This is a genomic window from Streptomyces sp. x-80 (genome assembly GCF_046549095.1).
Classification (GTDB): Bacteria; Actinomycetota; Actinomycetes; order Streptomycetales; family Streptomycetaceae; genus Streptomyces; species Streptomyces celluloflavus.
In genome coordinates, this window is record NZ_JAJPWM010000005.1 from 385,447 (window position 1) to 407,510 (window position 22,064).

The following is a 22,064-nucleotide window of genomic DNA, read 5'->3' on the forward strand; positions in this document are numbered from 1 at the left end:
GGGGCGAAAAGGCGTGGGGCGCGTTCCGGCCCCGCGTCGCTGTCATGACCGTACATCGATACGGACATGACAGCGGAGCCGTACGGCGTTACCTTCGCAGAGTCGGCACAGCACCATCTGGAGGGTCCCCTTGCAGCCTCGAAGCGACCAGCGCGCAGGTCTCGCCTACGGCTTCGCCGCTTACACCATGTGGGGCCTGCTGCCGCTCTACTGGCACCTGCTGGACGCCGCCTCGCCGTCCGAGATCCTGGCCCACCGCATGGCCTGGTCGCTGCCGGTCGCCGTCGTCATCCTGGCCGCGCTGCGCCGCTGGAGCTGGATAGGCCCGCTGCTGCGGCAGCCACGCAGGCTCGGGATGATCCTGGTGTGCGCCGTCGTCATCTCGGCGAACTGGTTCCTCTACATCTGGGCGGTCAACTCCGGGCACGTCCTGGAAGCCTCGCTCGGCTACTTCATCAACCCGCTGGTCAGCATCGCCTTCGGCGTGCTGGTGCTGCGCGAGCGGCTGCGGCCCATGCAGTGGACGGCGGTGGGCGTCGGCACCCTCGCCGTGGTCGTGATGACCCTCGCCTACGGCAAGGTGCCCTGGATCTCGCTCGGGCTGGCCCTCTCGTTCGCGACGTACGGACTGGTCAAGAAGGGCATCAAGCTCGACGGTATCGAGGGCTTCAGCGCCGAGACGGCACTCCAGGTGCTGCCCGCGCTGGGCTTCCTGATCTTCCTCGGCACCCGCGGCGAGTCCGCCTTCACCTCCGGCGGGACCGGCCAGGCGCTGCTGCTCGCGGGCTGCGGCATCGCCACCGCGCTGCCGCTGATCTGCTTCGGCGCCTCGGCCGTACGGCTGCCGCTGACGACGATCGGGATGATGCAGTATCTGGCGCCGACCTTCCAGTTCGTCCTGGGCCTGACGGTCTTCCACGAGGAGATGCCGGCCGAGCGCTGGGCCGGCTTCGCGCTGGTGTGGCTCGCGCTGGTGGTGCTGACCTGGGACGTGCTGCGGACCGCCCGGCGCGGACGGGCGGCGCTCGCCGATGCCGGGGCGCGGGCGGGCGCGGCGGTCGCCTCGGGTGCCCGAGCCGCGGCGGCCGAGGCGGCGACGGCGGAGGCGACCACGGCGACCGGCCCCGAGTCGGCGGCCGGGAAGTCGCCGGCTCCGGAGACGACGCTCGAACGCTGACCGGGGCCCGGCGTACCGCCGCCTCGTGGGGTCGCCCTCAGGGGCCCGGACCGCGGCCTCGTAGAGCCCGGAACCCGTGCGGCGGACGTCCGGACACCCGTACGCCCCGGCCCCTCCGCAAGGGCCCCGGACTTCCGGACTGCTGAACCCCGGTACGGGAATGCCCCGGTACGGGAAAGCCCCGGTCCACTGCCGGTGGGCGGCGGGCCGGGGCGTGTCCTGCGGGCCGGTGCGTGGCGGCCCCGGGGACGTCAGGAGTGGTAGTGCTCGACGATGGCGGTGGCGATGCTGTCTTTGACGGTGACGCGGACCTCTATGGCGTTCATCCTGGCGGCCTTCTCCAGCTGCGCGTGGGTGCACGGCGAGGTGCCGTAGCCCTGGTCGTCCACGGTGATGTTGCCGTTGGCGGCACAGATCCCGGCCGCGCCGAGAACCTTGGTCCGCGGGCCGACGTAGAACGCCTGGGGCAGGCCGCTCTTCGGGGCGACGATCAGCTTCTCCGGCGACAGGTACTCCAGGGTGCCCAGCCAGGTGCCGCTGACGCCCTGCTGCGCTGCGGGGGCCTGGTGGGCCGTGGCGGCGGCCGGGGTGTGACCGGTGACGGGCGCGGCGTTGCCGGCGGTCGCGGTGAGACCGAGAGCCGCGACGGCGACGACGGAGGCAGCGACGACGCGGCGGGCCTGGCGACGGTGGAACAGCGCGGTGGTGCGGGACATGGGGCGTTCTCCCTGGAACGTGTGGTGCGAGCGGGCGGCCAGAACACGTGGTCAGCACGTTCGGACCGAGTGGCCGGACCCGGTGACCAGGTCCTCGGTGACACCGCCCCAGCCTCCTGCGCACCGCTGTCGCCTCGCTAACGACCGGCTAACGGCGGCGCCGGCCGGGCCCGCCGACGACAGGCGCGCCGGCCGGGCCTGGGCGACGATGGAAGGAGCAGATGCGGGCGGCGTACCAGCGGCGCGCGGCGCCGGAGGGCGGCGCGGACCGGCACGGCGCGCTCCCGGTCCGGAGCGGAGCGGCGCCGCAGGCCCAGGCCCCTGCCGAGCCATGTCAGGAGGCCCCTGATGGATTACCCGGAAAGCTATGAGCTGGTGTTTCAGGCAGCCGCCGTGGAGGACGATGTGGTGATCGTGCGGCGTACCGACCGGGCCGGCGCGGGCGGCTATCCGATCTACGAGGACGAGTCGGGGATCGTCCGCGCGGAGATCAGCGACCGGGCGGAGGTGCGCATGCTGGCCAGCGGCGGCCATCAGGTGCTCCTCGCACCGACGATGGCCAGGCCGCTCAGCGGGCCGGGCGCGCGCTGAGCCCCGCCCGGCCGCCCGTCCCGCCGCGCTTATGCCGTGATGTCGCGGGTGGTGAAGCGGGCCCAGGCCGCCGAGCCGAAGACGACGGTGTACAGGGCCTGAAGACCGAGGTTCTTCTGTAGCTGGTCCCAGTAGACGGGGTCGCGGAGCAGGTCCGCGAAGGAGAGCCAGTAGTGCGGGAAGAGATACGGCTGGATGGTGTGCAGCTGCGGGATGGTGTCCAGGATCTGCACGGTGATCAGCAGGCCGACCGTGGTCGCCATCGCCGCGATGCCGCTGGTGGTGAGCGTCGAGACGAACAGGCCGAGGGCGGCCACCCCGGTGAGCGAGAGCGCCACCACACCCGCGATGGCGAGCGCGCGCAGCAGCCCCTCGCCGAAGGACACGGTCGTACCGGAGAGCAGCGTGACCTCGCCCAGCGGGAAGAGCAGGGCGCCGACCGCCAGCGCCGACAGGGCCACGACCACGGTGCCGACCAGGCAGAACAGCATCGTCGTGGCGTATTTGACCAGCAGCAGACGGGTGCGTCCCGCGGGGGCGACGAGGAGGTAGCGGAGCGTCCCGGCATGGGCCTCACCGGCGATGGCGTCGCCCGCGAGCACGCCGATGGACATCGGCAGGAAGAACGGCAGCGTCACGGCGAGGGAGGTGAAGACCAGGAAGAGGCCGTTGTTGGTGACCTGGGAGATGAACGCCGGGCCGCCCCCGCCGTCCGCCGGACCGGCGCCGCCGGTCTCGATCCTCACGGCGACGCCGACCAGGACCGGTACGCCCGCGAGCACCGCCAGCAGCGCGAGGGTGCGCCAGCGGCGGAACGTCGTACCGATCTCGTTGCGCAGCAGGCCCAGTGACCACAGGGGCCGGGGCCGGCGCGGCGCCGTGTCAGCCCGCGACATCGAAGCCCTCCCCGGTCAGTCGTACGAAGGCGTCCTCCAGTGAGGCGCGCTGGGTGCCGAAGGCGCGGACCCGGACGCCGGCGTGGACGAGCGCGGCGTTCAGCTCCGCCAGGTCCGGCCCGCCGGGCCCGTCCGACGGGCCCGGTGCACCCGGTGTGCCCGCTCTGTCCGGTGGTCCGCCGGCGGGCGGCAGGTCGCCGGTCACCAGGTCGCCGACGCTCTGGAGGTCGGTCACACCGTGCTCCTTCAGCACCCGGACCGCGTCCGCCGGGTCGGGGGTCGTCACCGTCAGCCTGCCGCGGCCGGACGAACCGAGCACGGCGGCGGAGAGAGCGGCGACCGTGCCCTGGGTGATCAGACGGCCGCGGGCCATCACCGCGGCGTGCGTACAGACCTGCTCGATCTCGTCGAGGAGGTGGGAGGAGAGGAAGACGGTGGTGCCGTCCGCCGCCAGCTCCCGGACCAGGGTGCGGATCTCCCGCATGCCCTGCGGATCGAGGCCGTTGGTCGGCTCGTCCAGGACCAGCAGCTCACGGGGCTGGAGCAGGGCCGCGGCCAGTCCCAGGCGCTGCTTCATACCGAGGGAGTAGGCGCGCGCCTTCTTGCCGGCCACGGCGGCCAGGCCCACCCGCTCCAGCGCGCGGCCGACCCGCTCGGCCCGGGTGCGGGGATCGGCGGTCGGGTCGGCGGCGTCCAGGCGCAGCAGATTGCCGCGGCCGGTGAGGTAGCCGTAGAGGGCCGGGCCCTCGATCAGGGCGCCGACCCGGGGCAGCACCCGGCGGCCCGCGCCGGGCATCGGCAGACCGAGCACCCGCGCACTGCCCGCGGACGGTTCGATCAGGCCCATCAGCATGCGGATGGTGGTCGTCTTGCCGGAGCCGTTGGGGCCCAGGAAGCCGAAGACGCTGCCGCGCGGTACGACGAGGTCCAGGCCGTCGACGGCGAGCTGACCGCCGCGGTACGCCTTGGTCAGCCCGCGGATCTCGATCGCCGCGTCCCCGGCGGCCATGGGCGCCCCGGGGTGCGCGGCGGACGGCTGTGGCATCGGCTCCCCCAAACGTCGTGCGTCGGTGCGACGCCGTGTGTCCCTGCACGCCGCGTGTCGGTGCGGCGTCCGGTGCCGGTGGGGACGTCGCGTGTCGGAGCGACGGCGCACGCCGGTACGACGTCGCGTACGCGGTGTGCCGTCGGATCTGCGTGACGTCACGCGGCACCGCGGTCCGGCGCCGCCGCCCCGGGGCCGACCGGGGCGGCGGCCTCGGCCGCTTTCTCCGCGGCCTCGTTACTTCGCGGCGTTGGCCGCGTCGACCAGTGCCTGCTTGTCGACGGCGCCGACGTAGACCGTGCCGCCATCCGTCATCAGAGCATTGACCAGGCGGGTGCTGAAGACGCGGCCGGAGCCGAAGGAGCCGGTCACCTTGTCGCCGAGGCTGTCCAGGAACTTGCCGGCGTCGCCGGCCGCGCCCTTGGCATCGGCGCCCTTGTCACCGGCGGAGGGCAGACCGGAACCGGAACCCTTGATCGTGGCGATGGACGTCCAGCCCTTGCCGCTGACGGTCAGACCGCCCAGGCCCTTGAAGTCCTTCAGGTCCTGGCCCGGCTTGACCTCCTTGGGCGCCTTGGCCCGCTCCTTGTCGCCGTCGACGACCTGCGCGCCCTTGGGCGGCGTGAAGGCGAACGTGTGCGCGTCGGGCTTGGCGAAGTCGACGGTGGTGAAGCCCGCGTCGATCGCGGCCGCGCCGCCGCTCTTGGGCGTGAGGGTGAACTTCAGCGGGACGCCGTTGGCGGCGTCCACCGAGATCCGGATCGAGCCGACCGTCGAGGCGGTCTGCTTCGGCTTGATGACCAGCTGGTAGGCATCCCGGCCGGCGATCTTCGCGGTGCCGTCGACGGTGACCGACGTGGTGTCGCCCGCCGCCTTCAGGGCCTCCTTGGCGAGATCCTGCGGGGTGGCCTGCGCCAGGCCCTTGGGCAGGCCCTGCGGCGCGCCGCCCTGGTGGGCCCGCTCGCCCTGGGGCGCCTTGCTGTGCAGGGCGGTGTTGCTGCCGCTGTCGTACGCCCAGACCTCGTCGCCGTTGTGGACGACGCTGTACTCGGCGGCCTTGTCGACGATCGACAGCCGCTGCTTGTCGGGGCCGTCGACGGCGACGCGCAGCGTGTGCGCACCGGACGCCAGCTCCATCAGCTTGCTCTGCGGGGACGCGGACGCGCCGTCCTTGCCCTTCTCACCGCCGCCCTTGCCCTGCTCGCCGCCGAACCCGCCCGCGCCGATACCGCCCGGCAGCGACGGCAGGCCCAGGTCCGTACTGATCCGTACCGTGCCGGACAGCTGCTGGGTGTCCGACTTGGCGATCTTGGCTATCAGCTCCTCCGCGGAGATCTTCGGCAGATCGGGGGAACCGGAGCCGGCGAACGCCGGGACCAGCCCGATCGTCGCCGCCGCAACCCCCGCCACCGCGACCGGTACGGCGTACCGCACCGCTTTACGGCGCTTCGAGGAGCGCCCCCCGCCCCCGTCGCCGATGACCTCTGCCGGTTCGTTCCGTGACATGTGCCCTACCTCCGTCGTGAATCGGCGGTTCTGCTTCGCACTCGTCCACCCTGCGGGCTCATTGTCACCCGACCGCCGTGCTGTGGTGGTTTCCATCCCACCAAATCGGCGGACGTCCGGCGTCAACCCGGGGGAGCAACTCGTTCTACTGCTGAGGGATGAGTTCGGGTCACCGCACGGTGGAGTCCGTACGGCGGGAGGTTGACCGCTCCCCTGAGAAACACCCGCGCCGCGCCCCCTAAGGGACGAAGAAATACCGGCTCGCCGAAGTGTCGGGCCGCCGGTGTCCCGGACCGCAGAAATGTCAGGCTGCCGAAGTGTCAGGCCGTCGAAGTGCCGGACCGTCAGCCCGAAGAGACGCACCGGCCGGGCCACCGGCACCCGAAGAGACACCGACCAGGCCCCTGCCGCCAGGCCGTCCCCCGAAGAGGCCCCGGCAGACCCGCCCGTACCGCCCAGCGGCCCCGGCAGACCCGCCCGTACCGCCCGGCGGGCCCGCGTCACCCCGCCCGGTGGACCACCGCGTCGCAGAGGCTCTCCAGGGCCGACTTGGCGAGGCAGGACGGCAGCGGCGCCAGCGTGGCGCGGGCCTCCTCGGCGTAGCGCACGGTGTCCCGGCGGGCCTGTTCGAGCGCCGGGTGGGCGCGCAGCAGGGCCAGCGCCTCGGCGTGCCGGGCGTCGTCGGTGAGGTCGCCGGCCAGCAGCTCGCACAGCGCGCGGTCCTCGGCCGTACCGGCCTCGCTCTCGGCGTGCGCGCGCAGATGCAGCACCGGCAGCGTCGCGACGCCCTCCTTGAGGTCCGTGCCCGGCGTCTTGCCGGATTCGTGCGAGTCGCTGGCGATGTCCAGGACGTCGTCGGCCAGCTGGAACGCCGTGCCCAGCCGTTCGCCGTACTGGGTGAGGATGTTGACGGTCGCCTCCCCGGCGCCCGACATCATCGCGCCCAGCCGGCACGCGACGGCGACCAGAGAGCCGGTCTTGCCCGCGAGGACGTCCAGATAGTGGTCGATGGGGTCGCGGCCGTCGTCCGGTCCCGCGGTCTCCAGGATCTGGCCGGTCACCAGGCGCTCGAACGCCTCCGCCTGGATCCGGACCGCCTCCGGCCCGAGGTCGGCGAGCGTGTGCGAGGCGCGGGCGAAGAGGAAATCGCCGGTCAGGACGGCGACGGAGTTGTTCCAGCGGACGTTGGCACTGGGCACACCGCGGCGCACATCGGCCTCGTCCATGACGTCGTCGTGGTAGAGCGTCGCCAGATGCGTCAGCTCCACGACGACACCCGAGGGCACCACCCCGGGGCTGTGCGGATCACCGAATTGAGCGGCCAGCATCACCAGCAGCGGACGGAACCGCTTACCGCCCGCGCGCACGAGATGCTGCGCGGATTCGGTGATGAACGGCACGTCGCTTTTGGTGGCCTCCAGCAGGCCCTCCTCCACAGCCGCCAACCCGGCCTGGACATCGGCCTCAAGAGCCTGGTCCCGCACGCTCAGCCCGAAGGGCCCGACGACGGTCACGAGGGGTACTCCTGTCTGCTGACGATCAAACGGAATGTCGATCTGTCGCTGTCTCCACCATTGGTCAGGGTATCCGGTCGCACTTGGATCACCGTGAGCGCCTGTCCCCCGAGCCACCCCGTCGGTACGCCGACCGTTCGGCCGGTATGTTCTGCATCACCTCTTGGTGGTGGTTTGCGCTGCGGAAGACGGGAGAGCAGAAGCAAGCCCATCCCCAAGAGCACCTGGAGCAACACCTGTGACCGAAGTCCCGACCCCCCGTGCGGGCCACGCCTTCTTCGGCCACCCCCGCGGGCTGCTCACCCTCTTCGGTCTGGAGATGTGGGAGCGGTTCTCGTTCCTCGGCATGCAGGCCATTCTGGTCCTCTACTTCTCCGACCAGGTCGCGAGCGGCGGCCTGGGGATGGCCCAGAACACCGCCGCCTCGGTGACCGCCGCCTACGGCACCCTCGTCTACCTCGTCTCCGTCGCCGGCGGCTGGCTCGCCGACCGCATACTCGGCAGCTACCGCGCGGTGCTGTGGGGCGGCGCCCTCATCGCGCTCGGCCACTATGCGATGGCGGTGCCCGCCGCCGCCATGACCTGGGTCGGCCTCGGCCTGATCATCGCCGGTACGGGGCTGCTCAAACCGAACGTGTCGACGATGGTCGGCAAGCTCTACGCGACCGATGACGAGCGCCGCGACGCCGGCTTCGCGCTCTACTACATGGGCATCAACATCGGCGCCTTCCTCGGCCCGCTGATCACCGGCTGGCTGGGCCAGAAACAGGGCTGGCACCTGGGCTTCTCGGCCGCCGCGGTCGGTATGACGCTCGGCCTGGTCCAGTACGTCCTGGGCAGGCGCCGGCTGGCCGGCCGCCGGGACGGCGCCGAATTCGCGCTGCTGCCCAGCACCATGCGGCGCGCGGTGTGGCTGATCGTCTGCGGCACGCTGCTGGTCGCGGCCCTCGCCACCGCCCTCGCGCTGACCGGTCTGCTCACCCTGCCCCGTACCGTCGACGCGCTCACCGTCCTCTCGGTGCTCGCGCCGGTCGGCTACTTCGCCATGATGTTCAAGAGCCCGCAGGTCACCGCCGCGGAGCGCGGCCGGCTGCGCCCGTACATCGTGCTCTTCGCCGCCTCGGTCGTCTTCAACTTCATCCTCTTCCAGTCGTATTCGACGATGACGCTGCTGGCCGCGGACCACGCCCGCACCGCCGTCCTCGGCTGGGACTTCCCCTCGACCTGGTACAACTCCGTGCTCGGCGTCGCCGAGGTGCTGCTCGCGCCGGTCGTCGCCGCCGTCTGGGTCAAACTGGGCCGGCGTCAGCCGCACGCCTCCCGCAAGATCGCCTACGGCGTGCTCCTCGGCGGCCTGTCCTTCCTGGTGATGGTCCCGGCCACCACCGGGCGCTCCGGCGACTGGACGATGGCCGCCTGGTGGCTGATCGGTTCGTACGTCCTGCTCGGGCTCGGCGACATCCTGCTGGAGACCACCGGCATGTCCGCGACGACCAAGCTCGCACCGGCCGCCTTCGCCAGCCAGACCATGGCGCTGTGGTTCCTCTCCCTCGCCCTCGCCAACGGCATCCAGGCGCAGGCCGTCAAGCTCTTCGGCGTACTGCCCAACGACCTCTACTTCGGCCTCAACGGCGCGTTCGCCGTGGTCGTGGGCCTGGCGGTGATCGCCGCCGGGCCGTGGCTGCGCCGCACCATGCACCCCGTCCGCTGACCCGTCCGCACCGCCGCACCCGCCGCCCGCCGCCGTCCCTGGGACCCGCCTCATGCACATCCGGACCGACTTCCCCCACCAGACCTTCCGCGAGGACGTCCGCATCCCCCTGCCGGACGGTACGCAGCTGTACGCGCGGATCTGGCGCCCCTACGGCACCGAGCCGGTGCCCGCCCTCCTGGAGTACCTGCCCTACCGCCTCGGTGACTGGACGGCGCCCCGGGACGCCCAGCGCCACCCCTGGTACGCCGGGCACGGCTACGCCTCCGTACGCGTCGATGTGCGCGGCCACGGCAACTCCGAGGGACGGCCCACCGACGAGTACTCCGAGACCGAGCTGGCCGACGGCCTCGCCGTCATCGACTGGCTCGCCTCCCGGCCGTGGTGCTCCGGCGACGTCGGCATGTTCGGCATCTCCTGGGGCGGTTTCAACAGCCTCCAGCTCGCCGCCCTCGCACCCGAACCGCTGAAGGCGGTCGTCACGGTCTGCTCCACCGACGACCGCTACGACAACGACGTGCACTACATGGGCGGTTCGGTGCTCGCCGTCGATATGCACGCCTGGGCCGCGACGATGCTCGCGTTCGCCTCCCGGCCGCCGGACCCGGCACAGGTCGGCGACGGCTGGCGGGAGCAGTGGCGGGACCGCCTGGAGGCCGTCGAACCCCTCATCCACACCTGGCTCGCCCACCAGTCCCGCGACGCCTACTGGCGGCACGGCAGCGTCTGCGAGGACTACTCCACGGTCAAGGCCGCCGTCCTGGCCGTGGGCGGCTGGCACGATCCGTACCGCGACACCGTGCTGCGGCTGATCGAGCAGCTCCCCCGGCACGGCACCGCGCCGGTACGCGGGATCATCGGCCCCTGGTCGCACCAGTACCCCGACCGCGGACTGCCGCCGGGCCCCGCGATCGGTTTCCTCCAGGAGACGCTGCGCTGGTGGGACCGGTGGCTCAAACCCGCCGCCGCGCGCCCGGCGGACGGGGGCGGTCCCGGCGCCGGGGGCGCCCGCGACGCCGGTGCCCGCGACGTCATGGACGAGCCGCTGCTGCGCGCCTGGATCAGCGAATCGCATCCCCCGGCCACCGTCTACGCGGAGCTGCCGGGCCGCTGGGTGGGCGACGCCGCCTGGCCCTCGCCGCGGGTGTCCCCGACCACGTACCCGCTGCCGGGCGACCGGCCGCGGCCGGTGTGCTCACCGCAGCACACCGGGGTGGACGCGGGCCGGTTCTTCCCGTTCGGCAACGACGCCGATCTGCCGCCCGACCAGCGCGAGGAGGACGGCCGTTCGGTCTGTTTCGACCTGCCGGAGCTGACCGAGCGGACGGAGATCCTCGGCCGGGCCCGGGTCCGGCTGCGGCTGACCTCGCAGGCGCCGCGCGGCCAGGTCATCGCCCGGCTCTGCGATGTCGCCCCCGACGGCTCCTCGACCCTGGTCACCCGCGGTGTGCTCAACCTCCTCGCCCGGCACGGCCGGGACCGCGCCGTCGAATGGCCGCCGGGCGCCACCGAGGACGTCACCTTCGAACTGAACGGCATCGGGCACGCCTTCCCGCCGGGCCACCGCATCCGCCTCGCCCTGTCCTCCGCGTACTGGCCGTGGATCTGGCCGCACCCGGACGCCTCGGGCTGGACGGTCGACCCGGCGGCCTCCACCCTCGAACTCCCGGTCCGCGCGCCCGGCTCCGACGGCCCGCCGGTCACCTTCGCGCCCCCCGAGCAGGCCGAGCCGCTGGGCGTCGTCTTCCCGGCGGACCCCGGACAGCGCCCGGAGCGGCGGGTGGTGCGCGATGTCGCCACCGGGGAGTGGACGCTGGAGGTCGACCCGCGCTACGGCGGCACCCGGATCTACCCGGACGGCCTCGAATTCACCGAGGACGCCCGGGAGACCTACCGCATCCGCACCGACGACCCGACCGGTGCCACCACCCGCTCCGACTGGTCGGTCCGGCTGCACCGCCCGGCCCTCGGCTGGGACGTCCGCATCGCCACCCGCTCCGAGATCACCGCGGACGAGGGCGACTTCCACACCGTGAACGAGGTCGTCTGCCACGACGGTGACGAGGAGTTCTTCCGGCGCACCTGGCACCGCCGGATCCCGCGGACAGCCGGCTGAGGGCGGCGGCGGGGCCGAGCCGGCCGGCCCCGCCGCTCACCCGTACGCCCGCGCCACCGCCCCCGCCAGCCGGGGGGACGCGAACGCGGTGCCGCAGACGAAACGCATCACGGGGCCGAACGAGGCGGCCGCCGGCAGCCCGGTGAAGTACAGACCCGGTACGGAGGAGCCGAAGCCGGCGTCCAGCAGCGGGCCGCCGGCCCGCACCGCGATCCCGGTGCGCAGCCCCTGGCCCAGGAAGTCCAGCGCCGACAGGTCCATCCGGTAGCCGGTCGCGGCCAGCACATGGTCGGCGGCGATTTCTGACAGTCCTGACAGTCCTGACAGTCCTGACTGGTCCGACAGGTCCGAGGGGCGCCCGTCCGCGCCGCGCAGCGTCAGCACTGGGCGGCCGTCGACGATCCGGGCCCGGACGATCCGCTGCCCCTGGGTGACCCGCACCCGGCCCACGAACCGGTCCCGCAGCCACCACGCGCCCAGCGGCCCCAGCACCCGCCGCACCAGGAACCGCCGGGCCGGCGCCGGCAGCCGGCGGAAGCCCCCCGCGTGATACGTCAGCGCGTACAGCGACCAGGCGTTGCCGAACGGCGTGCGCGGGCGCAGCCGCGGCTGCCGGTCCGGCGGCGCCCCGAAGCCCACCGCCGCCCGCCCGCGCGCCACCACCCGTACGGACGCCGCGCCCTGCTCCGCCAGCAGCACCGCGCTCTCCAGCGCCGACTGCCCGGCGCCGACCACCACCACGTCCCGGCCGGCCAGCGCCGACAGGTCGCGGTGCTGCGCACTGTGCGAGACGGGCCCCGTGGCGGACGGCCCGGCCGGGACCGCGGCGGCCAGTTCGGCCGGCAGCCGCGCGAGCCCGCTCAGACCGGTGGCGACGACCACCGCCCGCGCGGCGGCCTGCTCACCGCTGTCCAGCTTCAGCTCGAAGGCCCCGGCCCGCCGGTCCACCGACACCACCCTGACCTGTTCCAGCTCCGGAACCAGCCGCTCCTGCACCCACCGCCCGTACCGGACGAACGTCTCGACGGGGATGACGTCCCAGTCGGACACGTAGCGCCCCTCCCCCGTCGCCGCGCAGAAGTCGCCGAGGGTGTGCCCGGCCTGCGGGGTGTCGATGCCGGAAGCGGCGGGCGTCGACTTGAGCAGCATGCCCGCGGGCATCTGCTCCCGCCAGCTCACCATCGGCCGCCCGAAGACCCGCACCGGCAGGCCGCGCGCCCGCAGATGCGCGGCCGTCGACAGGCCGTACGGGCCCGCCCCGATGACTGCTACCGGTGCTGTCGGAGTGCTCACTCCGGTCCCTCCCCAAGTGATGGCTCAGCGCTGCGCCGCACCGCCGCCCGCGCGGTCCGGGCCCGCCCGGCGGCCGGTCCGCCGCAGCTGCACCAGATGCCGGACGCCCGGCCCGACGCAGCGCGCGAGCATCGTGAAGAACGGCAGCGGGTCGTCGCCCGCGAACCACGCCAGTTCCGTGCCCGCCGCGCGCGCCGGCGCGTGCGGCGTCGTCCCCCCGCTGCGCCGGTAGGCGAGCAGCGCGGGCAGATCGATGTTCTCCACGACGAAGCGGTGCCCGGCCCGCTGTTCGCCCTCCGGGACGGCGCGCCCGGTCAGGTCCAGATGCTGCGCGCGGACGACGTCCACCCCCGCCTCGCTCTCGAAGAGCCGGAACTGCGCGCCCATCCGCGGATTGAAGTCCAGCAGTTTGTACCGGCCGTCGCGGCGGTCGAACCGCCAGTCCAGGTCGGCCGTCCCGCTGAACCCGATCCGCTTGGCGAACTGGGCGCTCAGCTCGGCGAGTTCGGGATTGTCCACCACGTACGCGCAGGCCGTCATCCCGGCGTGCGGCGGCCAGGAACGCACCTTGACACCGGTGAACAGGGCGAGCGCCGCGCTGTCCGCGTCGAAATAGGCGTGCACGATCCAGTCCTCGGCCTCCTCCCGCGGCAGGTACTCCTGGAGGATCACGCCGGGCCGCGGCCCCCAGTCCCGCGCCAGGTCCAGCAGCTGGGCCGGTCCGCCGATCCGGGTCGTCCCGGCGACCGCGGGCCACCGGCGCCGCAGGAACGCCTCGCGGTTCTTGGCCACCACCGGAAAGCGCGCCCGCCCGGCGTACGCCTCGATGTCCGCGTACGAGCGGGGGAAGACGGCGGCCGGGGAGGGCACACCGTGTTCGGCGCAGAGCTCGTGCAGCCCCTCCTTGCTGGCCAGCCGGCGGGGCAGCCCGGCCGCCACCCGCGGCAGCAGGAACGGTCCCGTGAGGGCCGCGGCATGCTCGGCGATCAGCACCGCCGCCTCCTCGTCGGTCGGGATCAGCACCGCCGGGCGGCCGATCCGCCGGCCGATCCGCAGCAGCCCGTCCACCAGGTGGGCCGGCTCCTCGCGCCCGGTGGTCGGCCAGACGAAGCGGCCCCGGAGGTAGCGGGAGGCCGCGGCGGGCGTGAACCGGTCCTCGGTGATGGCGTACATGGGCACACCGAGCCGCCCCAGGCTGCGGATCGCGCCCACCCCGCCGTGGTGCAGCGGGTAGTCGCCGATCTTCACGATCAGCCCCGGCACACTCCGGTCGACCGCCGGCCGTCCGCCCCTGCGCGCCACCTGTCCCCCCAACAGCGGCCACCCGGCCCCGGCCGCGCCCGCCAAGGACGCTAGGCCCGGATCGCGTGGTGCGCCAAGGCTTTTCCGGACATTCCGCGAGGCCGGGCCGCCGCACCCGGCGCCGCTCCCACCGGCGGCCGGGCCCCTCCCCCGCCCGGATACCTTCCCGTCGGCCATCCCGCCGCGCCGCGCCCCGCCGTACTCTGATCACCGGACCCACCGGTCCACGGATCACGGCCCGCCGGCCGCGGGCCCACCCGTCCGGCCACCGGCCGTCCACCGGAGACGACGAACGCGAGGAGCTGTCCATGCCGCCCGTGCAGAGCCCGGAACCGAGCCCCGAGCAGAGCCCGGAAAAGAGCCCGGCGCAGGGCCCGTTCGACCTGGCGGAAGGCGATCCCTTCGGCCCGCACACCCTCCCCTACGGCGTCTTCAGCACGCCGGACGCGCCCGGCCGGCGCCGGATCGGCGTCCGCTACGGCACCCACGTGCTCGATCTGAGCGCCCTGCCCGCCGCCGTCCGGCCGCCGCACGCCGATCTGCTCGCCGCGCCGACGCTCAACCCACTGCTGGCCGCCGGCCGCACGGTCTGGCAGGAGGTCCGGGCGGCCGTCCGCGCCGCCGTCACCGAGCCCGCGCACCGCGCCGCCCTGACGCCGCTGTGCCACCCGCTGGCCGACGTCACCCTGCACCTCCCCTTCGAGGTCGCCGACTACGTCGACTTCTACGCCAGCGAGCACCACGCCACCAACGTCGGCCGGATCTTCCGCCCCAACGACAGCGCCCTCCCCGCCAACTGGAAGCATCTGCCGATCGGCTACCACGGCCGGGCGGGCACCATCGTCGTCACCGGCACTCCGGTGGTGCGCCCCAACGGCCAGCGCAAGGGCGGGGACGACGCCGCGCCGGTCTTCGGCCCGTCCACCCGGCTGGACATCGAGGCCGAGGTCGGCTTCGTCGTCGGCGCGCCCTCCCACCACCACGAACCGGTCGCCCTGAACGCCTTCCGCGACCATGTCTTCGGCGTCTGCCTGCTCAACGACTGGTCCGCGCGCGACATCCAGGCGTGGGAGTACGTACCGCTCGGCCCCTTCCTCGGCAAGTCGTTCGCGACCTCCGTCTCCGCCTGGATCACCCCGCTCGACGCCTTCGACGAGGCCCGTACGCAGCCGCCCGCCCGGGACTTCCCGCTGCTGCCCTACCTCGACGACGCGGCCGCCGAGCCGGGCGGTATCGACCTGCGCATCGAGGTCACCGTCAACGGCGAGACGGTCTCCCGGCCGCCGTTCGCCTCGATGTACTGGACGGCCGCCCAGCAGCTCGCCCATATGACGGTCAACGGCGCCTCGCTGCGCACCGGCGATCTCTTCGCCTCCGGCACCGTCTCCGGGCCCGAACCGGACCAGCTCGGCTGCCTGCTCGAACTGACCCGGGGCAAGGGCCCCTTCCTCCAGGACGGCGACGAGGTCACCCTGACCGCCTGGGCGCCGGGGCCGGACGGCGCCCGCATCGGTCTGGGCGAGGTCACCGGCCGGGTGCTGCCCGCACCCGCCCTCGGCGGCGACCCGGCGTGACCCCCGCGCCGCCGCCCTCGCTCACCCTGCCCGAGGAACTCCTGCTGCTCGCCCTCGATCCCGGCCGCGGCCGGCCGGTCGTCAGCCGCACCTCGCTGCGGTACGGCCTGGCCGGTGCGGCGCTGGCCGATCTGGCGGCGGCCGGGCGGATCACCCCCGAGGGCGGCGGCCGGTTCACGGTGGCCAATCCGCTGCCACTGCACGATCCGGTGCTGGACGGCGCTCTGGCCACGCTGCCCGGCCCGGCCAAGGGCGGCCGGGGCATCCGGGCACAGCGCTGGGTACACGGCGCCGGCCGCACCGTCCAGGAACTCTGCCTGGACCGCCTGGAGGAGCGCGGCGCGGTACGCCGGCAGACCGGCCGTGTCCTGGGCCTCTTCCCGTACCGCCGTTTCCCGGCCGGCCCGGTGGACCTCACCGGGCCGGCCCGGTTCCGCTTCAAGGCCGCCGCCGACGCCCACTTTTCCGACCCGCGCAGCCGGCTGCTGGGCGCCCTCGCCTCGGCGACCGGTCTGGACGCCAGGCTCCTGCCCGGTGGCGCCTTGCGCCCCCTGCGCCGCGAGCTCCGGCGCCTGGCCAAGGAGGAGTGGACGGCCCACGCGGTACGCCAGGCCATCCAGCAGGACAGGAACACGGCAGCCTCGTAGGCGCCCCGGCGCAGGGGACGCACCGGAGCCCCCGCTCCCCAATTCCCTTTCCCCGACGCTCTGTTACGGCTCTCCGCACACACCGGCTCGCTCCGTACGGCCGCCGGGGCCCGCCCGCCCGGCTGCTAGCCTCACGTCTCCCTGTCCCCCAACGGAGGAGACGTACGTGCGCAAGGCAGCACAGGTCGCCGGGACGGCCGCCCTCGCCGCGATACTGCTCAGCGGCTGCGGCAGCGGCGACACCGGGGATGGCAAGGACGGCAAGGACGGCAGACCACAGTCGGAGAGCGCGCCCCCGGACCGGGGCACCGGCACACCGGCGGACGGCTCGGCGGTCGAGGGCGCCTGGGAGGCGAAGTCCGCCCACGGCAAGCTGATCCTGGCCATCACCCACGGCACCGTCGCGCTGAGCGACGCGCACAGGACGGCCTGTCTCGGCACGGTCCAGGAGCCGGCCGGGGTGACCACCGCCGTCCTCAAATGCACCGACGGGGACACCACCCGCACCCGCGGCACGCTCCGGCCCGCCGCCGACGGCAAGAGCCTGAGCGTCAGCTGGCAGAGCGGCTCCACCGAGAAGTACACCAAGTCCACCGACGGCAGTGTGCGGATGCCGGACCTGCCGAAGCTGCCCAGCGGCGTGCCCGACGGCAGCTGACCCGCCGCCCGTCCCGCACCGGCCGCGCACGCCGACGGCCGCCGCCCCGAGCCCCTGCGGGGACCGGAACGGCGGCCGTCGGCACGCCTCGTACGGCGACGGGACTCCCTCCGTGGAGCAGCTCAGCGGATGAAGACGCTCGCCTGGCCGGCCAGGTGGAGGAAGTACTGCGGCGCCAGGCCGAGCACCAGGGTGACCACGACGCCGAACGCGATGGCCGTCGTCGTCAGCGGGCTGGGCACCGCGACGGTCGGGCCGTCCGCCTTCGGCTCGTTGAAGAACATCAGCACGATCACCCGGATGTAGAAGAACGCGGCGATCGCCGACGAGAGCACACCGACCACGACCAGCCACCCGGCGCCGCTCTCCGCCGCCGCCTTGAAGACGGCGAACTTTCCGGTGAAGCCGGAGGTGAGCGGAATGCCCGCGAACGCCAGCAGGAAGATCGCGAACACCGCGGCCACCAGGGGTGAACGGCGGCCCAGCCCGGCCCACTTGGACAGCTGGGTGGCCTCGCCGCCCGCATCGCGTACCAGTGTGACGACGGCGAACGCGCCGAGCGTCACGAAGGAGTACGCGCCGAGGTAGAAGAGCACCGAGGAGATGCCGTTCTCGCTGGTGGCGATGACACCGGCGAGGATGAACCCGGCGTGCGCGATGGAGGAGTAGGCCAGCATCCGCTTGATATCGGTCTGGGTGATGGCGACGATCGCGCCGCCCAGCATCGTGAGGATCGCGACGCCCCACATCACCGGCCGCCAGTCCCAGCGCATGCCCGGGAGCACGACGTACAGCAGGCGCAGCAGCGCGCCGAACGCCGCGACCTTGGTGGCCGCCGCCATGAAGCCCGTGACGGGGGTGGGGGCGCCCTGGTAGACGTCCGGCGTCCACATGTGGAACGGGACCGCGCCGACCTTGAACAGCAGGCCCATCACGACCAGCGCGGAACCGATCAGCAGCAGGACGTCATTGCCCATGGTGCCGGCCAGCGCCGGGTCGATCTGCTTGGCGCCGTCCGAGATGACCTCGGCGATCCCGGAGTACGTCACCGTGCCGGCGTAGCCGTACAGGAGGGCCACGCCGAACAGGAGGAAGGCCGAGGAGAACGCGCCGAGCAGGAAGTACTTCACCGCGGCCTCCTGTGACAGCAGGCGCTGGCGGCGGGCCAGCGCGCACAGGATGTACAGCGGGAGGGAGAAGACCTCCAGCGCGATGAAGAGGGTCAGCAGGTCGTTGGCGGCCGGGAAGACCAGCATGCCGCCGATCGCGAAGAGCACGACCGGGAAGACCTCGGTGGTGGTGAACCCGGCCTTGATCGCGGCCTGTTCGGCCTTGCCGCCGGGGACGGCGGCGGGCTGCGCGGCGAAGGAGTCCACGCGGTTGCCGTGCGCCGCCGGGTCGAGGCGGCGCTCGGCGAAGGTGAAGACGGCGATCAGCGACACCAGCAGGATCGTGCCCTGCAAGAACAGGGCGGGGCCGTCGACGGCGATGGCGCCCATCGCCGCGATATGCGCCTTGGCCGAGCCGAAGCCGCCGGCCGCCAGGCCGATCACCGCGGCGAACGCGGCGGCCAGCGCCACCACGGACAGCAGCAGCTGGGCGTAGTAGCGGCTGCGGCGCGGCAAGAACGCCTCGATCAGGACGCCGACCACCGCGGCACCGAGGACAATCAGGGTCGGTGCCAGCTGGGCGTACTCGATGTGCGGGGCCGGGATTCTGCCCGGAATATCGGCCGCCACTGTCCACAGGCTGTGGACACTCGCCACGGAACTCACTTCGCGGCCTCCACGTCTTGATCACGCACGGCGGGGCCGCGCCGGTCGCCACCGGGCACGGCGTCCACCTGCACAGCGGGTTGGGGGTCCTTCTTGTCCACGACGGACAGGGTGTGGCCGACCGCCGGGTTGACGAGGTCGGTGAGCGGTTTGGGGTACACCCCGAGGAAGATCAGCAGCGCGATCAGCGGCGCGACCACCACCAGCTCCCGCACCCGCAGATCGGGCATGGTGCGCACCTCGGCCCGCACCGGTCCGGTCATCGTCCGCTGGTAGAGGACGAGGACGTAGAGCGCGGCGAGGACGATGGCGACGGTGGCGATGACACCGATCGCCGGATAGCGGCTGAACGTGCCGACCAGGACCAGGAATTCGCTGACGAACGGTGCCAGGCCGGGCAGCGACAGCGTCGCGAGACCGCCGACGAGGAACGTACCGGCGAGGACCGGCGCGACCTTCTGGACCCCGCCGTAGTCCGCGATCAGACGCGAGCCCCGGCGGCTGATCAGGAAGCCGGCGACCAGCATCAGCGCGGCGGTGGAGATGCCGTGGTTGACCATGTAGAGCGTCGCACCGCTCTGGCCCTGGGACGTCATCGCGAAGATGCCCAGCACGATGAACCCGAAGTGGGAGATCGAGGCGTAGGCGATCAGCCGCTTGATGTCCCGCTGGGCGACCGCGAGCAGCGCACCGTAGAGCACGCTGATCAGCGCGAGCACCAGGATGACCGGGGTGGCCCAGCTGCTGGCCTGAGGGAAGAGCTGGAGGCAGAAGCGGAGCATCGCGAACGTGCCGACCTTGTCGACGACCGCGGTGATCAGTACCGCGACCGGGGCGGTCGATTCGCCCATGGCGCCGGGCAGCCAGGTGTGCAGCGGCCACAGCGGCGCCTTCACCGCGAAGGCGAAGAAGAAGCCGAGGAAGAGCAGGCGCTCGGTGCCGGTGGCGATGTCCAGCTTGCCGGCCGCCCGCGCCTCGACGATCTGTTGCAGCGAGAAGGTGCCCGTGCCGAGCTGGTCGGCGGTGACGGCGTACAGGCCGATCACCGCGGCCAGCATGATCAGGCCGCCCGCGAGGTTGTAGAGCAGGAACTTCACCGCGGCGCGCGACCGCTGGGCGGCGGCCTGTTCCTCGCTGTGTCCGCCGGCCCGGTCCCCGAAGCCGCCGATGAGGAAGTACATCGGGATCAGCATGGCTTCGAAGAAGATGTAGAAGAGGAAGACGTCGGTGGCCTCGAAGGAGATCACCACCATCGCCTCGACGGCCAGGATCAGCGCGAAGAAACCCTGGGTGGGCCGCCAGCGGCGGTTGGGCCTGGTGTCCTCCAGGACGTCGGCGTCATGCCAGCCCGCCAGGATGACGAACGGGATCAGCAGGGCGGTCAGCGCGATCAGGGCGACCGCGATACCGTCCACGCCGAGTTCGTAGCGGACCCCGAAGTCCGGGATCCAGGTGTGCGATTCGGTGAGCTGGTAGGGGCCCGTGGCGCCGGGCCGGAAGCGGAACGCGATCAGCAGGGCCAGCGCGAGAGTGGCCAGCGAGAAGAGCAGCGCGAGCCATTTGGCCGCGGTACGCCGGGCGGCAGGCAGCGCGGCGGTGGCGATCGCGCCGACCGCCGGCACCGCGGCGGTCACCGTCAGCAGGGGAAACGACATGGCTCAGACACTCCTCATCAGCAGGGTCGCGGCGACGAGCACGGCCGCCCCGCCCAACATCTGGACTGCGTAGGAGCGGACGAATCCGGTCTGCAACCGGCGCAGCAGACCGGAGAGCCCGCCCATCGAGGCCGCCGTACCGTTGACCGCGCCGTCCACCAGGGAGTGGTCGAGCCGGACGAGCGTGTGGGTGAGCTGCTCGCCGCCGCGCACGAAGACGATGTGGTTGAAGTCGTCCTGGAGCAGATCGCGGCGGGCGGCCCGGGTGAGCACCGAACCGCGCGGGGCGGCCACCGGGACGGCTTTGCGGCCGTACATCAGCCAGGCGACGCCGACGCCGGCGAGCAGCACCACGATCGTGGCGGCGGTGACGACGGTGGCGCTGACCGGGGAGTTGCCGTGCGCGAAGGAGGTGACCGGCTCCAGCCACGTCACGAAGGCATCGTCGATGCTGAACAGACCGCCCGCGAAGACCGATCCGACGGCCAGCACGATCATCGGGATCGTCATGGACTTGGGCGACTCGTGCGGATGCACCTCGGCGGGATTCCAGCGCTTCTCGCCGAAGAACGTCATCAGCATCACCCGCGTCATGTAGAACGCGGTGATCGCGGCGCCCAGCAGGGCCGCGCCGCCCAGGATCCAGCCCTCGGCGCCGCCCTTGGCGAACGCCGCCTCGATGATCTTGTCCTTGGAGAAGAAACCGGACAGCCCGGGGAAGCCGATGATCGCCAGATAGCCGAGCCCGAAGGTGACGAAGGTGATCGGCATATACGAGCGCAGACCGCCGTAACGGCGCATGTCCACCTCGTCGTTCATCCCGTGCATCACGGAACCGGCGCCGAGGAAGAGGCCCGCCTTGAAGAAGCCGTGGGTGACCAGATGCATGATCGCGAAGGCGTAGCCGATCGGGCCCAGGCCGGCCGCCAGGATCATGTAGCCGATCTGCGACATCGTCGAACCGGCCAGCGCCTTCTTGATGTCGTCCTTGGCACAACCGACGATCGCACCGAAGAGGAGCGTGACGGCGCCGACCACGACGACGGCCAGCTGCGCGGTCGGTGCGGCGTTGAAGATCGCCCCGGAACGGGTGATCAGATACACGCCCGCGGTGACCATGGTGGCGGCGTGGATGAGGGCCGAGACCGGGGTCGGGCCCTCCATCGCGTCGCCGAGCCAGGACTGGAGGGGCACCTGCGCCGACTTGCCGCAGGCGGCCAGCAGCAGCATCAGCCCGATGGCCGTGAGCCTGCCCTCGCCCGTGTGACCGGTCGCGGCGAGCACCGGGCCGAAGGCGAAGGTGCCGAAGGTCGTGAACATCACCATGATCGCGATGGACAGCCCCATGTCACCGACGCGGTTGACCAGGAACGCCTTCTTGGCGGCGGTGGCCGCGCTCGGCTTGTGCTGCCAGAAACCGATCAGCAGATACGAGGCGAGGCCGACGCCCTCCCAGCCGACGTACAGCAGCAGGTAGTTGTCGGCGAGGACGAGCAGCAGCATCGCCGCGAGGAAGAGATTGAGGTAGCCGAAGAAGCGGCGGCGCCGCTCGTCGTGCTCCATATAGCCGATCGAGTAGATGTGGATCAGCGATCCGACACCGGTGATCAGCAGGACGAACGTCATCGACAGCTGGTCCAGCTGGAAGGCGACGTCGGCCCGGAAGCCGCCGACCGGGATCCAGCTGAACAGGTGCTGGTGCAGGGCACGGTGCCCGGCAGCCTTGCCGAGCATGTCGGCGAAGAGCACCGCCGCGACGGCGAACGACGCCACCGCCAGCAGGGTGCCGATCCAGTGGCCGGCGCGGTCCAGCCGTTTGCCGCCGCACAACAGCAGGGCCGCACCGACCAGCGGTGCCGCGACGAGCAGCGCGATCAAGTTCTCCACT

Annotated in this window: 17 protein-coding genes; 7 read left to right on the forward strand and 10 right to left on the reverse strand. The window is 72.6% G+C overall.

The genetic code is table 11. The annotated features are described in order from the left end of the window. Window positions 1-130: 130 nt before the first annotated feature. Entirely contained in the window at window positions 131-1,177 is a 1,047-nt protein-coding gene (rarD, locus tag ACLJWH_RS12470) for an EamA family transporter RarD (RefSeq protein WP_411141687.1), read from the forward strand. Window positions 1,178-1,428: 251 nt separating this feature from the next. Here the strand turns inward: rarD and ACLJWH_RS12475 are convergent, their stop codons facing one another. Next, window positions 1,429-1,893 (reverse strand): hypothetical protein, encoded by a 465-nt coding sequence (locus ACLJWH_RS12475; RefSeq protein WP_411141688.1) that lies wholly within the window; start codon window positions 1,891-1,893, stop codon window positions 1,429-1,431. 348 nt (window positions 1,894-2,241) lie between these two features. Here ACLJWH_RS12475 and ACLJWH_RS12480 point away from each other — a divergent pair, with 348 nt between their 5' ends. Then, window positions 2,242-2,484 (forward strand): DUF6296 family protein, encoded by a 243-nt coding sequence (locus tag ACLJWH_RS12480; RefSeq protein WP_052856212.1) that lies wholly within the window; start codon window positions 2,242-2,244, stop codon window positions 2,482-2,484. A gap of 29 nt (window positions 2,485-2,513) precedes the next feature. Here the strand turns inward: ACLJWH_RS12480 and ACLJWH_RS12485 are convergent, their stop codons facing one another. The 4 genes from ACLJWH_RS12485 to ACLJWH_RS12500 all read right to left on the reverse strand — a co-directional run bounded on the left by ACLJWH_RS12485 (window position 2,514) and on the right by ACLJWH_RS12500 (window position 7,445). After that, entirely contained in the window at window positions 2,514-3,380 is an 867-nt protein-coding gene (locus tag ACLJWH_RS12485) for an ABC transporter permease (RefSeq protein ID WP_411141689.1), read from the reverse strand. Then, window positions 3,367-4,425 (reverse strand): ABC transporter ATP-binding protein, encoded by a 1,059-nt coding sequence (locus ACLJWH_RS12490; protein ID WP_411141690.1) that lies wholly within the window; start codon window positions 4,423-4,425, stop codon window positions 3,367-3,369. The genes ACLJWH_RS12485 and ACLJWH_RS12490 overlap by 14 nt, the downstream gene beginning before the upstream one ends. Before the next feature lie 237 nt (window positions 4,426-4,662). After that, entirely contained in the window at window positions 4,663-5,931 is a 1,269-nt protein-coding gene (locus ACLJWH_RS12495; RefSeq protein WP_411141691.1) for a LolA family protein, read from the reverse strand. 500 nt (window positions 5,932-6,431) lie between these two features. Then, on the reverse strand, window positions 6,432-7,445 hold the full coding sequence (locus tag ACLJWH_RS12500) for a polyprenyl synthetase family protein (RefSeq protein ID WP_411141692.1): 1,014 nt from the start codon (window positions 7,443-7,445) through the stop codon (window positions 6,432-6,434). A 238-nt stretch (window positions 7,446-7,683) separates the two neighbouring features. On the opposite strand from ACLJWH_RS12500, the gene ACLJWH_RS12505 reads away from it, so the two are divergent. Continuing rightward, window positions 7,684-9,156, forward strand: coding sequence for a peptide MFS transporter (locus ACLJWH_RS12505; protein ID WP_411141693.1), 1,473 nt, complete (start codon window positions 7,684-7,686; stop codon window positions 9,154-9,156). A 52-nt stretch (window positions 9,157-9,208) separates the two neighbouring features. Next, on the forward strand, window positions 9,209-11,272 hold the full coding sequence (locus ACLJWH_RS12510) for a CocE/NonD family hydrolase (RefSeq protein WP_411141694.1): 2,064 nt from the start codon (window positions 9,209-9,211) through the stop codon (window positions 11,270-11,272). Window positions 11,273-11,308: 36 nt separating this feature from the next. On the opposite strand, the gene ACLJWH_RS12515 is transcribed toward ACLJWH_RS12510, so the two are convergent. Then, complete coding sequence (locus ACLJWH_RS12515) at window positions 11,309-12,565, reverse strand: FAD-dependent oxidoreductase (RefSeq protein WP_411141695.1); 1,257 nt, start codon at window positions 12,563-12,565, stop codon at window positions 11,309-11,311. A gap of 24 nt (window positions 12,566-12,589) precedes the next feature. Further along, on the reverse strand, window positions 12,590-13,867 hold the full coding sequence (locus ACLJWH_RS12520; RefSeq protein WP_411141696.1) for an ATP-grasp domain-containing protein: 1,278 nt from the start codon (window positions 13,865-13,867) through the stop codon (window positions 12,590-12,592). 308 nt (window positions 13,868-14,175) lie between these two features. Here ACLJWH_RS12520 and fahA point away from each other — a divergent pair, with 308 nt between their 5' ends. The 3 genes from fahA to ACLJWH_RS12535 all read left to right on the forward strand — a co-directional run bounded on the left by fahA (window position 14,176) and on the right by ACLJWH_RS12535 (window position 16,746). After that, window positions 14,176-15,441 (forward strand): fumarylacetoacetase, encoded by a 1,266-nt coding sequence (gene fahA / locus ACLJWH_RS12525; RefSeq protein ID WP_411141697.1) that lies wholly within the window; start codon window positions 14,176-14,178, stop codon window positions 15,439-15,441. Next, a complete protein-coding gene (locus tag ACLJWH_RS12530) occupies window positions 15,438-16,088 on the forward strand; it encodes a GOLPH3/VPS74 family protein (protein WP_411141698.1) in 651 nt (216 codons plus the stop codon). The genes fahA and ACLJWH_RS12530 overlap by 4 nt, the downstream gene beginning before the upstream one ends. A 166-nt stretch (window positions 16,089-16,254) precedes the next feature. Then, a complete protein-coding gene (locus ACLJWH_RS12535; RefSeq protein WP_411141699.1) occupies window positions 16,255-16,746 on the forward strand; it encodes a hypothetical protein in 492 nt (163 codons plus the stop codon). A 122-nt stretch (window positions 16,747-16,868) separates the two neighbouring features. Here the strand turns inward: ACLJWH_RS12535 and nuoN are convergent, their stop codons facing one another. The 3 genes from nuoN to nuoL are packed head-to-tail and all read right to left on the reverse strand — an operon-like array spanning window position 16,869 to window position 22,063. Beyond that, window positions 16,869-18,521: an NADH-quinone oxidoreductase subunit NuoN gene (gene nuoN, locus ACLJWH_RS12540; RefSeq protein ID WP_411141700.1), complete on the reverse strand. Its 1,653-nt coding sequence runs from the start codon at window positions 18,519-18,521 to the stop codon at window positions 16,869-16,871. After that, complete coding sequence (locus ACLJWH_RS12545; RefSeq protein ID WP_411141701.1) at window positions 18,518-20,176, reverse strand: NADH-quinone oxidoreductase subunit M; 1,659 nt, start codon at window positions 20,174-20,176, stop codon at window positions 18,518-18,520. The genes nuoN and ACLJWH_RS12545 overlap by 4 nt, the downstream gene beginning before the upstream one ends. A gap of 3 nt (window positions 20,177-20,179) precedes the next feature. Beyond that, entirely contained in the window at window positions 20,180-22,063 is a 1,884-nt protein-coding gene (gene nuoL / locus ACLJWH_RS12550) for an NADH-quinone oxidoreductase subunit L (RefSeq protein WP_411141702.1), read from the reverse strand. Window position 22,064: the final 1 nt, after the last annotated feature.